Raw genomic sequence first — 17,987 nt, 5'->3', positions numbered from 1 at the left:
CACTTTCTTAACAAATACTAGTATACGCTTACATACTCATATTAATTAAGGAGTGTATACTAATGAATCAAAATCAAAAACAAAACTTCCCTCCTCAGCATCAGCAAACTCAGCCAGGTATTGAGAAAGATATGCACCCAATCCCTACCTCTATCGCTCCAGATTATAAGGCAAGCGGAAAATTACAGAACAAAGTAGCTGTTATCACCGGAGGAGACAGCGGTATCGGACGTTCTGTCGCTTATCATTACGCTAAAGAAGGCGCAAATGTTGTCATAACCTACCTTAATGAACACGATGATGCAAATGAAACCAAAAAACAAGTTGAACGAATGGAAGCTTCTTGTTTATTGCTTGCTGGCGATATAGGAGATGAGCATTTTTGTCAAGAAGTCGTCTCAAAGGCGATTCAGACTTTCGGAAAAATAGACATCTTAGTCAATAATGCAGCTGAACAGCATCCTCAAAAAAGTATTACGGATATTACGACTGAACAGCTTACTCGTACGTTTCAAACGAATATTTTTTCAATTTTTCATCTGACCAAAGCTGCATTGCCTCATTTAAAACAAGGAAGCGCTATTATTAATACAACGTCTGTGACAGCTTACCATGGACATGATCAGCTGATTGATTACTCTTCAACCAAAGGTGCTATCGTTGCTTTTACACGTTCTTTATCAGCTTCGCTCGCAACAAAAGGCATTCGCGTAAACGGCGTAGCTCCGGGACCCATTTGGACACCTCTTATTCCGTCTACGTTCGACGAACAGCAAGTTGCGACATTTGGGTCTAATACACCTATGAAACGGGCAGGACAGCCTTCTGAGCTCGGACCGGCCTATGTATACTTGGCAAGCTCTGATTCTTCTTATATGTCCGGGCAAGTTCTACACATTAATGGGGGATCCATTGTAAACGGATAACATTTCTCTTCGGTCATTCATTTATTTTTATGGGGAAACACTATCAGAATTCAGCTATTTTTGTTTAAATAGAGATATGAACACCGCTAAAGGAGAGTATTTGAATGACCGATACATTAAGCACTCTTAAACATATATACGAAACCATTTTAAATAAAGTCGATGCCGGTATCCACGCGGTCGATGAAACAGGAAAAACTATTATTTATAATGAAAAGATGACAAAGATGGAGCTGATGGATGAACAAGACGTTTTACATAAAAACTTGTTAGATGTGTTTATGTTCAAAGAAAATCAGCAAAGCACGCTTGTACAGGCGCTGCAAAAAGGAAAAGAAACGGTTAACGTCAAGCAAACGTATTTCAACAATCAAGGACAAGAAATCACGACGATTAATAATACCTTCCCTATTTTAAAAGACGGGGTCATTCAAGGAGCGGTTGAAATTGCTCAGGACGTGACGAAACTAGAGCGTCTAATCCGGCAAAACATTAGGCAAAAAGGAAACACACGCTTTACGTTTGATAGCATCATCGGAAACAGTCAAGCGGTTCATGATGTGATTGAAGACGCCAAGCGCGCTACTAGAACTCCTTCTTATGTCTTAATTATTGGAGAAACAGGCACGGGAAAAGAACTGTTTGCTCAAAGCATACATAATGGCAGCAGCCGCTCTTCTGCGCCTTTTATTTCACAAAACTGTGCTGCGCTACCGGATAATTTAATTGAAAGCCTTTTGTTCGGTACGAAACGCGGAGCTTTTACAGGTGCAATGGATAATCCTGGTCTTTTCGAACAAGCGCAAGGAGGCACATTACTGCTAGATGAAATCAACTCGTTAAACCCAAATCTTCAGGCTAAGCTTCTTCGAGTGCTGCAGGAAAAAACCGTACGAAGAATTGGGGATACAGTGGACAAACCGGTTAACGTTCGAGTGATCGCGAACATGAATGAAGATCCAATCGATGCAATTGCAGAAAACCGATTACGCAAAGACTTATATTATCGACTTGGCGTCGTGACGCTTTTTATTCCTCCTCTTCGTGAACGAAAAGAAGATATTATTGAATTAACAAAGTTTTTCATCAAAAAATACAATGATTTATTTCAGATGAATGTAAAAACCGTAGATCACCAAGTTATGTCTTCTTTTCTCTCTTATGACTGGCCAGGGAACGTACGGGAATTAGAACACATTATTGAAGGTGCAATGAACTTAGTAATGGACGAAGATGTTATTCACTATTCTCACCTTCCTTTCCAATACAGAACGAAGTTCCAGCTAAAGCAGCATGAACATTTTGAAAATAAAGCAAGCAGTGACGCACCTTCTTATCCAAGCGCTTTTCAGCCTTCTCTTCCTTTAAAGGAACAGCTGTTAGCGTTCGAAGCAGAATGTATTAAACAAACGCTTGAACAACACAGCCACAACATCTCAAAAAGTGCTAAAATACTAGGGCTGACCAGACAAAGCTTGCAATATCGTATGAAACGATTAAACATCCGCTCTAAATAAAAAAGAAGTGCACAGTGCACTTCTTTTTTATTTTGCTTTATAAACCGGTGAATCCGATTGTTTTTGATCAATATTTTTCTTGATTCCTACGTGATAATACACGTAGAGTACAATGATTAAAGGGACACCACAGTAAAGACCAATTCGTTGATCCGGAATAAAAATTAAGCTGATTAATACAAGTCCATACAAACAAAAACCTAGAATAGGAACGAATGGATAAAGTGGCGTTTTAAATTTCAATTCCTTTATGTCTCCTCCTTCCGCTAAAAAACGACGGCGGAACATAAATTGAGAGGCACAAATGGACATCCAAACAATAATGGTTACCATTCCTGAAATCGAAATAAACCAAAGATATACGGTTTCAGCAGCCACGACACTTGTAATCAACGAGCACCCTGAAATAATCATTGTCACAATTAATGCGTTAATTGGAACACCTTTTGTAGATAATTTCTTCAAAGGTTTTGGCCCCATATTGCTGTTTGACAGTGACCAAAGCATACGAGAAGCAGCATAAACGCCGGAGTTCGCCACTGATAGAACGGCTGTTAAAATGACAAAGTTCATGATATCCGCTGCGTATGGAATGCCAATTTGATCTAATACGGCAACAAACGGACTTTCAATGACGCCTGCTGTTTTGTATGGCAGAATAGAGACTAAAACAAACATAGCTAATACAAAGAAAAACAGCGTTCTCCAAATGACGTTTCGAATAGATCTCGGCAACGTTTTCTCAGGACTTTCACTTTCTCCTGCTGCAATGCCGACAAGCTCCGTTCCTTGAAACGAAAAGTTAACCGTTACTAAAGTCAATAAAACTGCCAGTATTCCATTTGGAAAAAGACCTGCGCCTTGGGTGAAATGTGAAAGAAACGGGGCGGGTTCTCCTCCCTTGAAATCGATAAAACCAAAAACAGCAGCTCCTCCAATTAAAATAAATAGAATAATAGCCGTAACTTTAATACTCGAAAACCAAAACTCAGTTTCAGCATAGCTTCGAGCAGAAAGAGCGTTAATTAAAAATGTAATGACACCAAAAATCAAGCACCATGACCATATAGGTACATCAGGAAACCACCTCTGCATTAAAATTCCTGCTGACGTAAATTCAAGCCCCGTCGTATTTGCCCAGCTGAACCAGTACAGCCATCCAATCATAAAGCCTGTAGAAGGTCCTAAAAACCTTGTAGCGTATTCTTGAAAGGAACCTGAAACCGGCATTGCTACCGCTAGCTCTCCTAAACAAAGCATAACTAAGTACATGAGGAAGCCGCCTATTATATATGCAAGAATGGCTCCTCCCGGCCCTGCCTGGCTAATAGTAAAACCCGAACCTAAAAATAGGCCTGTTCCAATTACGCCTCCTAACGCAATCATAAATAAATGTCTGCTTTTCATTGTTCTCTGTAATTGGTTTTGTTCTGTATGTCTATTCATCGGTACCTCCGTTCTTCATTTTCTTATATGTGGTTTGTACAAGCATGCCTACTTTTTAGCATCTGAACGGTTGTTTCTTGAATCAACTTAGGAAGAACTCCGAACGAATAAGGCTTATACACTCGCTCTGTCCACTTATGTCCGTCTTTCCCATATACTCCTATATTGATGGACGGAATATTTAACTCTCGAATTTCACGGAAAGGAATCGCCCCTGCAATCCCCCACCCCGGAAAGTTACGTGTAAAAGCATCGATTTCCTCATCTGTCTCATGAAGAGATAAAAAGCTGCCATCCGCTAGGTAGGGAAAAAATTTTTTAAACTGAAACGTCTCTCCCGTCTGTTTTCCAACCTTCTCCACAGCTGCTTGCAAGGGATAAAGAAGCTGCTGATCTCTACTTTCGTCTTTCTTCAAGTGATTATGAGGCAAGTAAGGCGGTGCAAAAAAGACAATTACGCGCGGACTTTGATGCGGATCTAACTTTTGAAGTTCTTCAATTACTTTAAAGCACCTTGTTCTAAGTTCTAAATACGCATACTGTTCGAAAGCTCGTTCAATACAAGCCTGAGCATTTATCCCTTTTTGATCCAATTCTTCCAGGTAATCTTCCAAACTCACAACATCCACTTTCCAAGACAAGTTTCGCTTTGGTAAATTCGTTCTCTGAACAAAAAGTTCGTAATAATCAGAAAGTTTTTTCTCCACTTTTTCACATGCTTCGATTGATAATCCAATTAATTGACTCATCACTTCTTTTGCCGTTCGTTCATAGATGAAATAGTTAAAATACAAATGACTGCTTACAGCAGTTTGCACATTATAAGCCTCTTTATTATCTCGTTGATACAGACAGGAAGGTGGCAGTACCAGCTCTCCTTCAATATTTTCAGTTAGATTAATATTGTTATGGATGCTTCCTGTGATCTCAGATGCAATCAAATTAGGATCTATACCAGCAAGCGTATCTCCTACGTGTACCTCCCTTCCGTAAATATAAAAACATGGAAGCAGTTTCCCAGCAGCTCCTGTATAAATATAGCGCGTGGAATCTCCATCGTAAAGAGGTGTAATAAAGTCGGTATTAATCGCTGCTACATATGAAAGATTTTTTTCTTTTTTCAAACGGTTCAGTTCAGAAACGGCAGAAATAATTCCAGCATGCTGACTTTCCTCATCTGGGTTGACCATAAAAAGGACGTTTCCTTCTAATTTATTTGGATGCTTAGTAAAATGCAGCACATTGGCTAAATGTACAGCAATTCCACTTTGCATATCAACGGCTCCTCTTCCAAACATCCATTCACCTGAGCGAGCATCTCGCTGTACATCTTCATTAATGTTATGCGTAGAGAAATAGCGCTGAAGTTCTTCTGGATCTAATGCTATGTCTTTTAATGGACCAAAATCTTCAATGCCAACCGTATCTAAGTGAGCGTGATAAATCATTGTTTGAGCATTTTTTTTGCTGCCTTGAATAAAAGCAAATACATTTTTTCTACCTAGCGTATCGCCATTAATTTTCTGTTCCCAAACGTGGAGGGGATTTTCTTTGAAATAAGGAAAACTTTGAAGCGTGTTTTTAATGAAATCAGCAATCTTTACTTCGCCGCTTGTCCCATTGATACTTTTGATTTTCACTAACGTTTTTGTTAAACATTCAACTTGCTCTTCCATGCTTAGCTGTGAGAGTTGGATATACACTTCTATTCCTCCTGCCTATCAAATAAAAACGTCATTTAGCTGCATATGAATAAAAATAGTACGATATATACATATCGTACTATTTTTATTTATTTTAAACCGATTACTCAGCAAATACTTTTTCAATTCGTTCAATTGCCCAGTCTAACTCTTCTTTTGAAATCGTTAGCGGCGGAGCAAAACGAATAACCGTACTGTGCGTTTCTTTACAAAGCAAACCTTGGTCTTTTAATTTTTCACAATAAGGACGAGCTTCTTCGTGTAATTCTACCCCAATGAATAGACCTCGGCCGCGCACTTCTTTAATAACTGGATTGCTTAAGCTTTGGAGCTTCTGCTTGAAATAAGAACCTAATTCTAATGAACGCGCTGGAAGTTCTTCATCTTCAATTACTTCCAAAGCAGCTAATGATACGGCACAAGCAAGCGGGTTTCCTCCAAATGTTGAACCATGAGAGCCAGGGTTAAAGACATTTAAAATGTCTTCATTAGCAACTACGCAAGAAATAGGGAAAACTCCTCCCCCAAGCGCTTTACCTAAAATCAGCATATCTGGTTCTACACCTTCCCAATCACAAGCAAACATTTTGCCTGTACGCGCTAAGCCAACTTGGATTTCATCAGCAATAAAGAGCACATTATGTTCTTTACATAAATCAGCTGCAGCTTTTAAGAAGCCTTCTGGAGGTAAAACGATACCTGCTTCACCTTGAATTGGCTCAATTAAAAATGCGGCTGTATTTGGTGTAATAGCAGCTTTTAACGCTTCTAAATCACCATAAGGAATGGTTTGAAGCCCTGGAAGCATCGGTCCAAAACCACGTTGATATTCTGCTTCAGACGATAAGGAAACAGCTGTCATTGTACGACCGTGGAAGTTGCCCACACATGCGATGATTTGTGCTTGATTTTCAACAACGCCTTTCACATCGTAAGCCCAGCGGCGTGCAGCTTTAATGGCTGTTTCCACCGCTTCTGCTCCCGTATTCATTGGAAGAGCCATATTTTTATTTGTTAATTTACAAATCTTTTCATACCATGGACCAAGCTGATCATTATGAAACGCTCGTGACGTTAACGTTACTTTATCAGCTTGACGTTTTAATGCTTCAATAATTTTTGGATGACGATGTCCTTGGTTAACAGCGGAATAAGCACTTAGCATATCCATATATTTATTATTTTCTGGATCGTGTACCCATACGCCTTCTGCCTTTTCAATTACAATCGGCAGCGGATGATAGTTGTGTGCCCCAAATTTTTCTGTTTGCTCAATGATTTTCACCGTTTTTTGTGTTTCAGTTGTCATATTTACTCCTCCTTATTTTCTAATTAGAATGTTTCAGATGTTGTTTTTGCTTGCATGTGAAGAACAAGATAATCCGGTCCGCCTGCTTTTGAATCCGTTCCTGACATATTAAATCCGCCAAAAGGCTGGTAACCAACAATCGCTCCTGTACATCCTCTGTTAAAATACAGATTTCCAACATGGAACTCTTCACGAGCGCGCTCAATATGCTCGCGGTTGTTTGATAATAAAGCGCCTGTTAATGCATATTCTGTATTGTTTGCAATCTCCATCATATGATCAAAATCTCGCGCTTTAGAGAATGCTACTACCGGACCAAAAATTTCTTCTTGCATGAGACGAGCTTTTTCATCTACATCCGCAAAAATAGTTGGCTGAATAAAGTATCCAGTTGAATTGTCTGCTTCTCCTCCCGCAACAAGCCGTCCTTCTTCTTTTCCAATTTCAATATACGATAATACTTTGTTATACGACGCCTCATGAATAACAGGTCCCATATAAGTTGAAACTTCTTCCGGGTTTCCAACGGTTAATGTTTTTGTTAGCGCAACTGCTTTTTCAAGCACTTCATCATACACATCTTGATGCACAACAGCACGAGAACCAGCGGAGCACTTTTGCCCTGCAAAACCAAATGCAGAATATACAATTGAAGAAGCAGCTAAATCCAGATCCGCATCTTTGTCTACAACCACCGTATCTTTTCCGCCCATTTCAGCAATAACGCGTTTTAGCCATTTTTGGCCCGGCTGTACTTTTGCTGCTCTTTCGTAAATGCGGCAACCTACTGCGCGCGAGCCGGTAAACGAAACAAAACGTGTTTTTGGATGTTCAACTAAGTAGTCACCGATTTCAGGTGTAGCACCAGGAATAAAGTTTAATACGCCTTTCGGTAAACCTGCTTCTTCCATTACTTCTACAAATTTCGCTGCTACTACAGGAGTGGCATCAGCTGGCTTTAATAAAATCGTGTTGCCTGTTACGATAGCTGCTACTGCTGTTCCAGCCATGATAGCTAACGGGAAGTTAAATGGTGAAATAATAATACCTACGCCAAGCGGAATATAATTGTACTGATTATACTCACCGTCTCGACTCTGTACTGGAGAACCATCTTTTAACGTCAGGACTTGACGTGCATAGTACTCTAAAAAATCAATTGCTTCTGCTGTATCAGCATCTGCTTCGTTCCAAGGCTTTCCTGCTTCTTTTACAAGATAACTAGAAAATTCATGCTTTCTGCGACGGATGATGGCCGCTGCACGGAAAAGAATATCCGCGCGATGTTCTACTTTCCATTTTTTCCACGTTTCAAAAGCTTTTAAAGCTGACTGCATCGCTTGCTCTGCTAGATCTTTATTTACTGTAGAGACATATCCAATCACTTCTTTTATATTCGCTGGGTTAACAGACGTAATTTTCTCTTCAGTTTCCACTTTTTCACCGTCGATCACAAGCGGGTATGTTTTGCCAAGCTGTGTATTTACATATGTTAATGCTTCTTGAAATTCCTTTTTATTGTTTTCGTCCTTAAAATTTGTAAATGGTTCATGAGAATAAGAAACTACCATGATATATACCTCCTAGTATGCAAATCTTTGTTTACTTTATAGTTATGCAAATAGCGTGCCAACTTTTAATAAAACTTTACGGCCTATTTGTCATCAAGGTTTTCACCACTTGTATCATTCTTTCTTTTTGATAAAGGGAAAAATAATTTGCAGGTGTTTATTTTTTTTGCACTTCAAACGCCAATATATTTTGCATAAGAATATATTAAGACATACCTAAATCAACAGCTAAGAAGCAGCTACCTACGTTTACCCTACAAACGAAAAAATCCGAACGAGTTTGATTCTCCATCAAGAATCAAACTCGTTCGGATCTTCCTTCAACTACAATACTTTTGTTCCAGCCTCTTTCTATTCGTTTATAAAGTTATCTCTTCGTCATTTGAATGGTTTTACAGGATTGCCTTTTAATCATTTTGTGAGGAACGCGCACTTGTTCTGCAACAGCATATGGCGTTTCAATCTGCTTAATCAAGCAGCGTACAGCCTGATAACCAAGTTCAAAAATATTAATATCAATAGATGTGAGAGCAGGTCTAGCCATTTCGGCGATCAGAACATTATTAAAACTGACAATCGAAATGTCTTCAGGAACCGAAATCCCCATTTCATCCAATGTATTTAAAACGCCTAATGCCATTAGATCGTCTGCTACTACCAAAGCCGTTGGACGTTCTTTTAGAGATAAAAGTTCGCAAACAGCTTCTTTTCCTCCCTTCTGTAGAAATTCTTCATGAATTACATACTCGTCCCGGTAAGGAATGTTTGCTTTTTGAATCGCTTTATCATAGCCTGTTAAACGGTCAATGGTAACGACTAATTCAAGACTTCCGCCAATGAAAGCAATACGTTCATGTCCAGATTCAATTAAATATTCCGTCGCTTCTTTTCCAGCTTTAAAATTATCATTATCAACAAACGTGATGCTTTCACTATGTTTAAACGGCTTTCCAATAACTACAAACGGCACGCTCTGTTCTTGCAAATAAGAAAGTACTTGATCATCAACTTTGGAGTACAGCAAAATTAATCCATCCACTCGTCTTCCCTGTACCATTTGAACAACTTCTGCAAAAATCTCTTCTTCCGTTTCTCCAGTGGACATATAAATCGCTCTTTTGTTTTCGTGAGCTCCGGTGCTGATTCCTCTTAGCACTTCGGGAAAGAATGGATTCTGAAACACCTTGTCTGCTGAGCTCGGCATCACTAGGCCGACTGCCTCTGTCGTTTGATTTGCTAGACTTCGCGCAATAATATTTGGGTGATAACCAAGTTCTTTCATAGCCGATCGCACGCGCTGTTTTGTTTTTTCACTAATTCTTGAGCTGTCTGCAATGACGCGAGATACCGTCGAAGGGGCTACATTTGCTAAATTTGCCACATCTTTTATTGTTACACCCATAATTCCACCTCTTAATTATGTTTTCTTCATTAATACTTATCCAATATAATTTGACAACTACGACGCGCTGTCCTTTTTACGAGATTGAGAAATTTTCTTTTCTTTTCTTCTTTTTGAAGATGCTTTGTACAAAAAGATGCCAAATCCCGTATAAACAGCAGCAACCGCTGCGATATATCCAATATTAAACCCTGACTTTTTCACTACTTTATATACATTTGTGGTCTCAGGCTCCAATGAAATGTTGTATACATCGTCAACGGGTCGTATAATTCCTTCCGTTATTAACCCTCTTAGTTCATTTTCTTTTCCAACTTTTTTAAGCGGAACATTAATGGCCGACGTTTCCTTTGTATTATTAATCACAACAAACGTCGTTTCGTCCTTATACCTTCTCTTGTATACAGCCACACCTTTTTGCTCAGACACAAGGGTAAAGCTTCCTTTTCGAAGAGAAGGCGACTTTGCTCTAAGTTCAGACAGTTTTTTTAAATGATCTATAATATCGGGATTAGCTAAAAAATTCATCATGCCATAATTTTCTGCTCCCTTTCCCCCATTCAGCGCAATTTCCGTTCCATAAAAAACGATTGGTACACTCGGCGAAGTATAAAGATAGGAAAGCCCTTGCTTTGTTCGGGCTCCAGGATGATTTTCACTCTTTAATGCTTGTGCTGTAAAACGTGTGCTATGAACATCATCTAAAAAATTGGCTAAAGGCTGATTACTTTCTTTTCCCCACTTGTCATACAACATTTTTTGCGGAAGACTAGTACCGCTAAACGTAGCAGCAGTGGCTTCGGCTAGCGTTCTATCTACAAGCAAATCTACTCCTAATGAATCAGCCTGCTCATTTTTTTTTAATGGTTGCCCGTTTATTTCTCCTATTAATAGAAAAGAAGGATCCATGCTTTTTAGCGTCTTAGAAAAGGATGAAATAAATGCAGAAGGAGCTTGATCGATATCTTTAACGTAATATCCGTCAATATCTGCTTGTTTGCTCCACCAAGCAGCATTTTTAATAAGGTATTTCTGCACAGCGCTTTCTTTTAAATTAAGGTGAGGCAATGCTTTAATTACTTCGTTATCTGTACCGGATTCATTACTTATCCATGTTTGTTTTTCTTTATCTGCTACCCAGGGATGATTGTTACTGATTGTCAAAGGAAATTCAACCATAATTTTTATATTGCGCTCATGTGCTTTCTTCACAAGATTTTGTAAGTCTTTTAACGTTCCAAAATGATCGTCTATTTTATAATGGTCGGTCACCGCATATCCATGATAGCCTGTCTCATCATTTTCTATAAAAGGAGTTAATAAAACAGCGGTAAATCCCATCTCTTGAATATAGCCTAACTTTTGTGCTATTCCCTGTAAATCGCCTCCATAATAGGCATCTGAACGTTCATAGTTAACATTTCGATCATTCTGTTCACTTCCGTTATAAAAACGGTTGATCATCAATGAGTATATTACCTCATCACGTATATCTTTATGATCTTGCGCTGAGGCACTGCTTCCAAAAAGCAATAATAGTATAAGCAGCATACTTGTCCTTTTCCATTTCATCTATTCCCCTCCTATAGACGAACTGTTTCAAACTCACTTTTGTTTCCATTATAACGTTAACGCTTACATTATTGTTAAATAAGTTGATAAAAACAAAAAAAGTGATTAAAAGTTTTTACTTTTAATCACTTTTTTCCATCTATATACTGCTATACCGTCTCATTTACGTTCGAGATATGAGGTTTATCCGATACTTTACCAACTTTATTTAATCGATCAATCAATCCAACACCAAATTCAGGATGAAGGTTACCATCTTCTGTCGCTACGAAACTTTCACGAAATTCGTATGCGGATGAACCGTGTTCAGCAAAATCTAAACCAGCAATTTCTTCTTGGCTGAGACTTTTTTCTTATTTACATAATAGTTAACGTTTTCATATCTTTTCAAAAAAAAGTAACGCAAAGGAAAAGTAATTCCTTTGCGTTACCCCGTAGAAATAGATGTCATAATTTTCTTTTTCACTTGACTTGTGACAAAGTGCTTTTCTGTAAATACGTCATAATTTTCTTTTCGAATTTTATCAAGAATCGCTCGGTATAGATGCGCCGCTCCTGTAAGAGGCAAACGAGAAGCGACCGGATATTTATGAATCGACTGAAGTCCTTTTATATAATACATCTCCGCTTCTTTGGCCAGGTGCTCCCACATCTCTATAAATTCAGAAGTGACCCACCGGTTCTCTAATAGCATGCGCGTATATCCGTAAGAATTCATAAGATCTTTCGGTAAATAAATGCGCCCTCGCTCTAAGTCTTCCCCAACGTCTCTTAAAATGTTGGTCAGCTGCATCGCAATGCCTAATGCAATTGCTTCTTCTTCTAATTCTTTATGAGTAGTTGGAGCTAAAATCGGTAAAAGCATTAACCCTACCGTACTCGCTACATGATAAGAGTATGTTTTCACTTCATCAAGCGTATCGTATTCTTTTTTTACTAAATCCATTCTCTGGCCGGTAATCATATCATCAAACGCTTGAACATTCATCTCATATTGTTCAAATACATTGCGCAGAGCTACCCACATGGCGCTTTCGTTTAATAGTTCTCCATTTTTAAATCGGGCAAATTCTGATTCGAATTGCTGCAGCTCTATTTCAGGGTTGCATCCTTCATCTACAATATCATCGACTTGACGGCAAAATGCATATACTGCCCATACTGCCTTTCTTTGTTTTGACGGCAGCATGGAAAAAGCTTTGTAAAACGTTTTTGAGTTTTCTTTAATAATTTCTTCACACTGATTGTACGCTTTGTCTAACGAAATGTTCATCATATAGGACCCCTTTCTCTATTAAAGGATAAACCATCATTTCCTTATGGCTTACAAGATCTTAAGAAAGCTTTGCAACCGTTTGAACAGATGATTGTTCAATAAGATGATCAGCTAACATTTTTGCTCCTTGCATAACAATTGGCACGCCTCCGCCTGGATGAATAGATGCTCCGACCGCAAAAACATTTTTATATTCGTACGGCTGGTACTGGGGTCTGAATACGCCTGATTGAAATAGCTCAGGAGCAATACCAAAGCTTCCTCCTTCGTAAAGTCCAAATTCTTGAGCATCATTTGGCGTGCGTACTTTTACCCACTCTATTTTTTTACGAAGCTCATCAAACCCTTTTTCTTCTAAAGTTCGAATGATTCCATCAACAAAATCTTGCTGATTGCTCCAATCAATGTGGCCACCTGATGGAACCGGTATAAGTGCATATAGCACACTTTTCCCTTCAGGGGCTAACGATGGATCAATAACAGAGGGATTAAATGTATAAATAGCGGGATCTTCAGGAATCGTTTTATGCTTAAACACTGCTTCCATATGTTTAGCTAAATCATTGCCCATAAAGTATTGATGTACATTGTGATGATCATATTTTCTCTTCAAACCAAGATAAAGCAGTAAACAGCTGGACGAAGGCACATACTTCTTTTCTTTTTTTCGAGCAATTTTCGCCATATTAGGAAAGTCGCCATTTAAAACAACTTGATCAAATGAATAAAGTTTTTCGTCAACAATAACCCCTTCCGTTTTGTCTCCTGATATAGAAAGCTCTTGAACCGCTTTATTCAAATGAATGTTTACACCTTGCTCTATCAGCGCCTTTTCAAGAAGTGGCACAAGACTTGCGTATCCGCCTTTTACGTAATAGATGCCATGAGCATGCTCACTGTAAGGAACAAGGGAATAAATAGCTGGCGCCGAATAAGGATTTCCTCCAATATAGAGAGATTGCAGGGAATAGGCATCTACTAGACGTTCATCACGGAAATACGTTGAAACAAATTTTCTCATTGATTTATTTGCATCCATTTTTTTTAATGCCTTGATGTTTTGCCATGTCCAAAAATCTCGTTTATTTACAAATGTTTTTTCCAAAAATGCCTTACTTCCTAATTCAAATCGCTTTTTTAATTCAGTCATAAAACGCCGGTAGTTTTGCTGTTCGCCTGGGAACAAACGGCTAATTTCCTCTAACTGATCTTTTTCAATCGCTTTTTTTGTATAGGTCGTACCGTCTGGAAAATGAATATCATAAAGTGGATCACAGCGTATTAGTTCATATTGAGAAGCGGAAATGCCTGCTTCATCTAAAATACGTTCAAGCATTAAAGGCAGTAAGACAATCGTGGGACCTTCATCAATTTTATAACCGTCTTTTTCTACAAACGCCAACCGGCCGCCAAGCTTGTTTTCTTTTTCGAAAATATCAACAGAAAATCCTCGTTTGCTTAATAACAAAGCGGTAATCAAACCGCCTATGCCGCCTCCAACAATTGCTGTTCTCATAATGCACTCTCCATTTCCTTCATGGTTTTAAACGGCTCATTCAGTAATTGTCCGTCTCTTTTTAAGATGAGCTTTGTCGTAATGCGAGATGATTCCAGAATAGTTGGTAGACCGCTTCCTGGATGAGTTCCTCCTCCAACTAGCCAGCAGTTTTCTAATTCTTCAAATTTATTATGCGGACGCAGCACCATCATTTGAGTGAGCTGATGTCCAAGGTTAAATGTCGCTCCTTTATAGACCAGCACGTCTTCTTCCCACTGCTTTGGTGAAATGATTTTTTCAACTTCAATATGACTCTCTAAATCCTTGAAACCCGTTTTCTTTTCTACAATTTTTAATACTGCATCCCGAAAATCTTTTTGTTTTTCATCCCAGTTTACACCGCTGAAATTATTTGGAACCGGCGCTAAAATATAAAGAGCAGACTTTCCTTCCGGTGCTAAAGTTGGGTCTGTTACACCTGGGTTTTGGATGTAGATAGAAGGGTCCTCTGAAAGAGCTAGCGTTTTTGTGATCTCTTCTACATTTTTTTTATAATCTTCAGCGAACACAATCGTGTGATGAGGCAGGTCTTTGTACTGTTTGTCTATGCCTAGATAAATCATGAAAGTAGAACAAGAGTATTTTTTCTTTTCAAGTTTTTTAACTGCATATTTTTTAAGGGTACCTTCATCTATTAAATTCGTCATGGCATGAGCAAAATCTCCATTGATAATGACGTCGTCTGCCCCTATTCGCTCTCCATTTTCTAGAATAATTCCTTTTACTCTCTTATTTTCAATCCATAGTTTTTGGACCCCTTGGTTTAAGTGGATGTGCCCTTGATGTTCTTCCACTACTTTTGCCATTGCTTGAGATAGTTGGTTTACTCCTCCTATTGGATGGAAGATACCGTAAGCGTGTTCCATAAACGATAAAATAGAAAAGGCTCCTGGACATTCCCAAGGGGACATTCCCAAGTACTTCGATTGAAAAGTAAAAGCTAATTTCAATTTCTCATCAGTGAAATACTTGCCAAGTACATCATAGAGCGTTTTACCTAAGGATAAATGCGGCAGTGCTCGAATTGCTTCAGGCTTTAAATAGTGATGAAAACGATCCATCTCGCCCTGCAATAAAGGCAGCAAAGCCGCCATCTTTGCTTCGGTGTCTTTCATAAAGCGCTCATAGCCTTCTCCGTTTCCTGGGTATAAACGTTCGATTTCTTCTTTCATCTTTTTATGGTTATCCGTCATCTGAATCTGCGCATCATCGAAAATAAGCTCATACATGAGATTTAGACGCTTTAAGTCCATATAATCATGCGCATTGCGATTAGCAGCTTGAAATAATTCTTCAAAAATCTGTGGCATGCTCAAAAATGTAGGACCCATATCAAACGTATAACCCGACATTTTAATCGCTGAATTTCGCCCGCCCACGTATCCTTGCTTTTCATATACATCTACTTTATAGCCATGACTTGCTAACAGCATCGCTGCCGCTAGTCCTCCTGGACCTGCTCCAATCACGATTACGTTTTTTTGCATACATACACTCCTAACCCTATACAATAGTTATACAAACATTATACAAATCTTTATTATTAAACACAACGATAAACTGCTTGTCTTTATTCGAATCATAAAATTACCAATAACTAAACCATTAAAATATGACATTTGTACCATTTTTCCAGAGTTTCAGTACACTTTCCCTTTATTCGGTGCTTTCAAGCTTTTATTTTATATCTATGTAAAGTTATACAAAAATAGACTGCGGTCTTCTTCTCTAGTTAAACGTACAAAAAAGAGAAACAGATGACTTTATTTCATAAAAAAAACCCTCTGTACTGAGAGGGTCCTGTCATTCCACAATTTGAATATTATTGTGATTAAACCAGACGTGAATTTGAGCTAGATGAGCTAGCAGCTGAGGTCCTGTCATTAATTGACCAAACCACGGTGCTTTAAATCCTTCTCCGCCTGTATCAATAATATGCTTTAACTGTTGCTTATCAAAAAATTCATGAAGAGGTGACTGTTTATCTTGTAAAAGAGATTGAAGCCATACAGTTACAGCTTTTGTATAAGCTGGGTTATGCGTTTTAGGATAAGGGCTTTTCTTGCGATAAAGAACGTCATGAGGCAAAATTCCTTCAAGCGCTTTTCGTAAAATCCCCTTCTCTTTATTGCCCGTCATTTTCATCTCCCACGGAATATTCCATGCATATTCCACAAGACGATGATCTGCAAAAGGTACGCGTACTTCTAAGCTCGCGCCCATGCTCATACGATCTTTACGATCTAATAAAGTTGTCATAAACCAAATCTGATTTAAATAAAACAGCTTTCTCCGCTGCGCATCTTCTAACGATTCACCTTCTAATTCAGGCACTTCCTTTAATGTTTCTTCATATCTTGCACGCACATAATCTTCTAACTGTAATTTCTTTCTCCATGAACTTTGCAGCAAATCAATTCGAGCGTCTAATGAACGCATCCACGGGAAGGTATCCGAAGACAAATCATGTTTTCGGTGAAACCACGGATATCCTCCAAAAATTTCATCCGCACATTCTCCTGATAAGCTCACAACAAAATCTTGTTTGATTTCACGGCAAAACCAAAGCAGCGATGAATCTACATCAGCCATTCCAGGAAGGTCTCTCACCTCTACAGCCTCTGTTAAATGCTGCACAAGGTCCTCCGTTGAAATAATGCAGCGGTGATGATTTGTTTGAAACGTATCCGACATGAGCTTGATATAAGTTCCATCAGAATTTGGCTGAAACTCATTTGCTTTAAAAAATTTATCATTATCTTCATAATCGATAGAATACGTATGAAGAGAGCCCTTGCCGCTTTCTTTGAACGCATTTGCAGCAATTGCTGTAATGGCACTTGAATCTACTCCACCTGATAAAAATGTACAAACCGGGACATCCGACACTAGCTGTCTTACAATCGCGTCTTGCACTAAAAATTTAACTTTTTCTGTAGTTTCACCTAAATCATCTGTATGCTGCTCACTTTTCACGTTCCAGTATCGCCAAATTTTCAACCCGTTACGAGTAAGCGTGAGCGCGTGAGCCGGGCGTAATTCATTTATTTCTTTAAATACGCCGTGGCCGGGAGAACGAGAAGGTCCTAAGCCAAACACTTCTGCTAATCCATCTAATCCTACTTCCGCTTTCACCTCAGGATGAGCTAATATCGCTTTTAATTCCGATGCAAATTGAATTCCACCTTCATAAGATCGATAGAATAAGGGCTTCACTCCCATTCTGTCGCGTGCTATAAATAACTTTTCATTGGCTTCATCCCAGATTGAAAAAGCAAAGATACCGTTAAAATGATCTACGCATGATTCTTTCCATTCTATATAAGATGTTAAAAGTACTTCCGTATCTGAATGTCCCTGAAATTGATAACCTCTTTTTAGTAATTCTTTCCGAATATCTTCCGTGTTGTAAAGCTCTCCATTATAGCAAAGCGTATAGAGCTGTTCATTTTTTTCTCTTGTCATGGGCTGTCTTCCGCCTTGAGGATCTACTACAACTAAGCGTTTGTGCCCAAAAGCAACATGCTGCTGTGTCCATACGTTGGTGTCATCAGGACCTCTTTTCGATAAAGTGTCAGCCATTTTTGTTATTGTTGCTGTTTCATTTAAAAGCGATCGCTTTAAGTCGACCCAACCCGTTATACCACACATCGTTTATCATCCTTTCTTTCACGCTCTTGTTTATGAATGAAATAATGCCATTGTAT

General features: G+C 38.7%; 12 protein-coding genes. 2 read left to right on the top strand and 10 right to left on the bottom strand.

Annotation, left to right across the window (positions count from 1 at the left end):
- The first annotated feature begins 62 nt into the window (after window positions 1-62).
- Window positions 63-926, top strand: a complete 864-nt coding sequence (locus BG04_RS14805) for an SDR family oxidoreductase (RefSeq protein WP_016763019.1) — start codon at window positions 63-65, stop codon at window positions 924-926.
- 104 nt (window positions 927-1,030) lie between these two features.
- Window positions 1,031-2,443 carry a sigma-54 interaction domain-containing protein gene (locus BG04_RS14800; protein WP_016763018.1) on the top strand — a complete coding sequence of 471 codons (1,413 nt, stop codon included), beginning with the start codon at window positions 1,031-1,033 and terminating at the stop codon, window positions 2,441-2,443.
- Between the two features lie 27 nt (window positions 2,444-2,470).
- Here BG04_RS14800 and BG04_RS14795 read toward each other — a convergent pair whose 3' ends face one another.
- From BG04_RS14795 to asnB, 10 genes are all read right to left on the bottom strand, one after another.
- Window positions 2,471-3,889: an amino acid permease gene (locus tag BG04_RS14795; protein WP_034654420.1), complete on the bottom strand. Its 1,419-nt coding sequence runs from the start codon at window positions 3,887-3,889 to the stop codon at window positions 2,471-2,473.
- Window positions 3,890-3,912: 23 nt separating this feature from the next.
- Window positions 3,913-5,592, bottom strand: coding sequence for a M20/M25/M40 family metallo-hydrolase (locus BG04_RS14790; RefSeq protein WP_034654422.1), 1,680 nt, complete (start codon window positions 5,590-5,592; stop codon window positions 3,913-3,915).
- 103 nt (window positions 5,593-5,695) lie between these two features.
- The gene (locus tag BG04_RS14785; RefSeq protein WP_034654424.1) at window positions 5,696-6,901 is read right to left on the bottom strand and encodes an ornithine--oxo-acid transaminase; all 1,206 of its coding nucleotides are present in this window, start codon (window positions 6,899-6,901) and stop codon (window positions 5,696-5,698) included.
- 23 nt (window positions 6,902-6,924) lie between these two features.
- Window positions 6,925-8,472 (bottom strand): L-glutamate gamma-semialdehyde dehydrogenase, encoded by a 1,548-nt coding sequence (gene pruA, locus BG04_RS14780; RefSeq protein ID WP_013081720.1) that lies wholly within the window; start codon window positions 8,470-8,472, stop codon window positions 6,925-6,927.
- 367 nt (window positions 8,473-8,839) lie between these two features.
- On the bottom strand, window positions 8,840-9,874 hold the full coding sequence (locus BG04_RS14775; protein ID WP_013055369.1) for a LacI family DNA-binding transcriptional regulator: 1,035 nt from the start codon (window positions 9,872-9,874) through the stop codon (window positions 8,840-8,842).
- A 57-nt stretch (window positions 9,875-9,931) separates the two neighbouring features.
- Window positions 9,932-11,446 carry an alpha-amylase family glycosyl hydrolase gene (locus tag BG04_RS14770; protein ID WP_034654427.1) on the bottom strand — a complete coding sequence of 505 codons (1,515 nt, stop codon included), beginning with the start codon at window positions 11,444-11,446 and terminating at the stop codon, window positions 9,932-9,934.
- Between the two features lie 427 nt (window positions 11,447-11,873).
- A complete protein-coding gene (locus BG04_RS14765; protein WP_034654429.1) occupies window positions 11,874-12,722 on the bottom strand; it encodes a phytoene/squalene synthase family protein in 849 nt (282 codons plus the stop codon).
- Between the two features lie 58 nt (window positions 12,723-12,780).
- The gene (locus tag BG04_RS14760) at window positions 12,781-14,238 is read right to left on the bottom strand and encodes a phytoene desaturase family protein (RefSeq protein WP_034654431.1); all 1,458 of its coding nucleotides are present in this window, start codon (window positions 14,236-14,238) and stop codon (window positions 12,781-12,783) included.
- Window positions 14,235-15,767 carry a phytoene desaturase family protein gene (locus tag BG04_RS14755; RefSeq protein ID WP_029324694.1) on the bottom strand — a complete coding sequence of 511 codons (1,533 nt, stop codon included), beginning with the start codon at window positions 15,765-15,767 and terminating at the stop codon, window positions 14,235-14,237. Before BG04_RS14755 ends, BG04_RS14760 begins: the two co-directional genes overlap by 4 nt.
- 316 nt (window positions 15,768-16,083) lie before the next feature.
- A complete protein-coding gene (asnB, locus tag BG04_RS14750; RefSeq protein ID WP_013081714.1) occupies window positions 16,084-17,931 on the bottom strand; it encodes an asparagine synthase (glutamine-hydrolyzing) in 1,848 nt (615 codons plus the stop codon).
- Window positions 17,932-17,987: the final 56 nt, after the last annotated feature.

The sequence above is a fragment of the Priestia megaterium NBRC 15308 = ATCC 14581 genome, assembly GCF_000832985.1.
Taxonomy (GTDB): domain Bacteria; phylum Bacillota; class Bacilli; order Bacillales; family Bacillaceae_H; genus Priestia; species Priestia megaterium.
The sequence above is the reverse complement of the archived record's forward strand: the minus strand, read 5'-3'. Positions and strand labels throughout refer to the sequence as shown.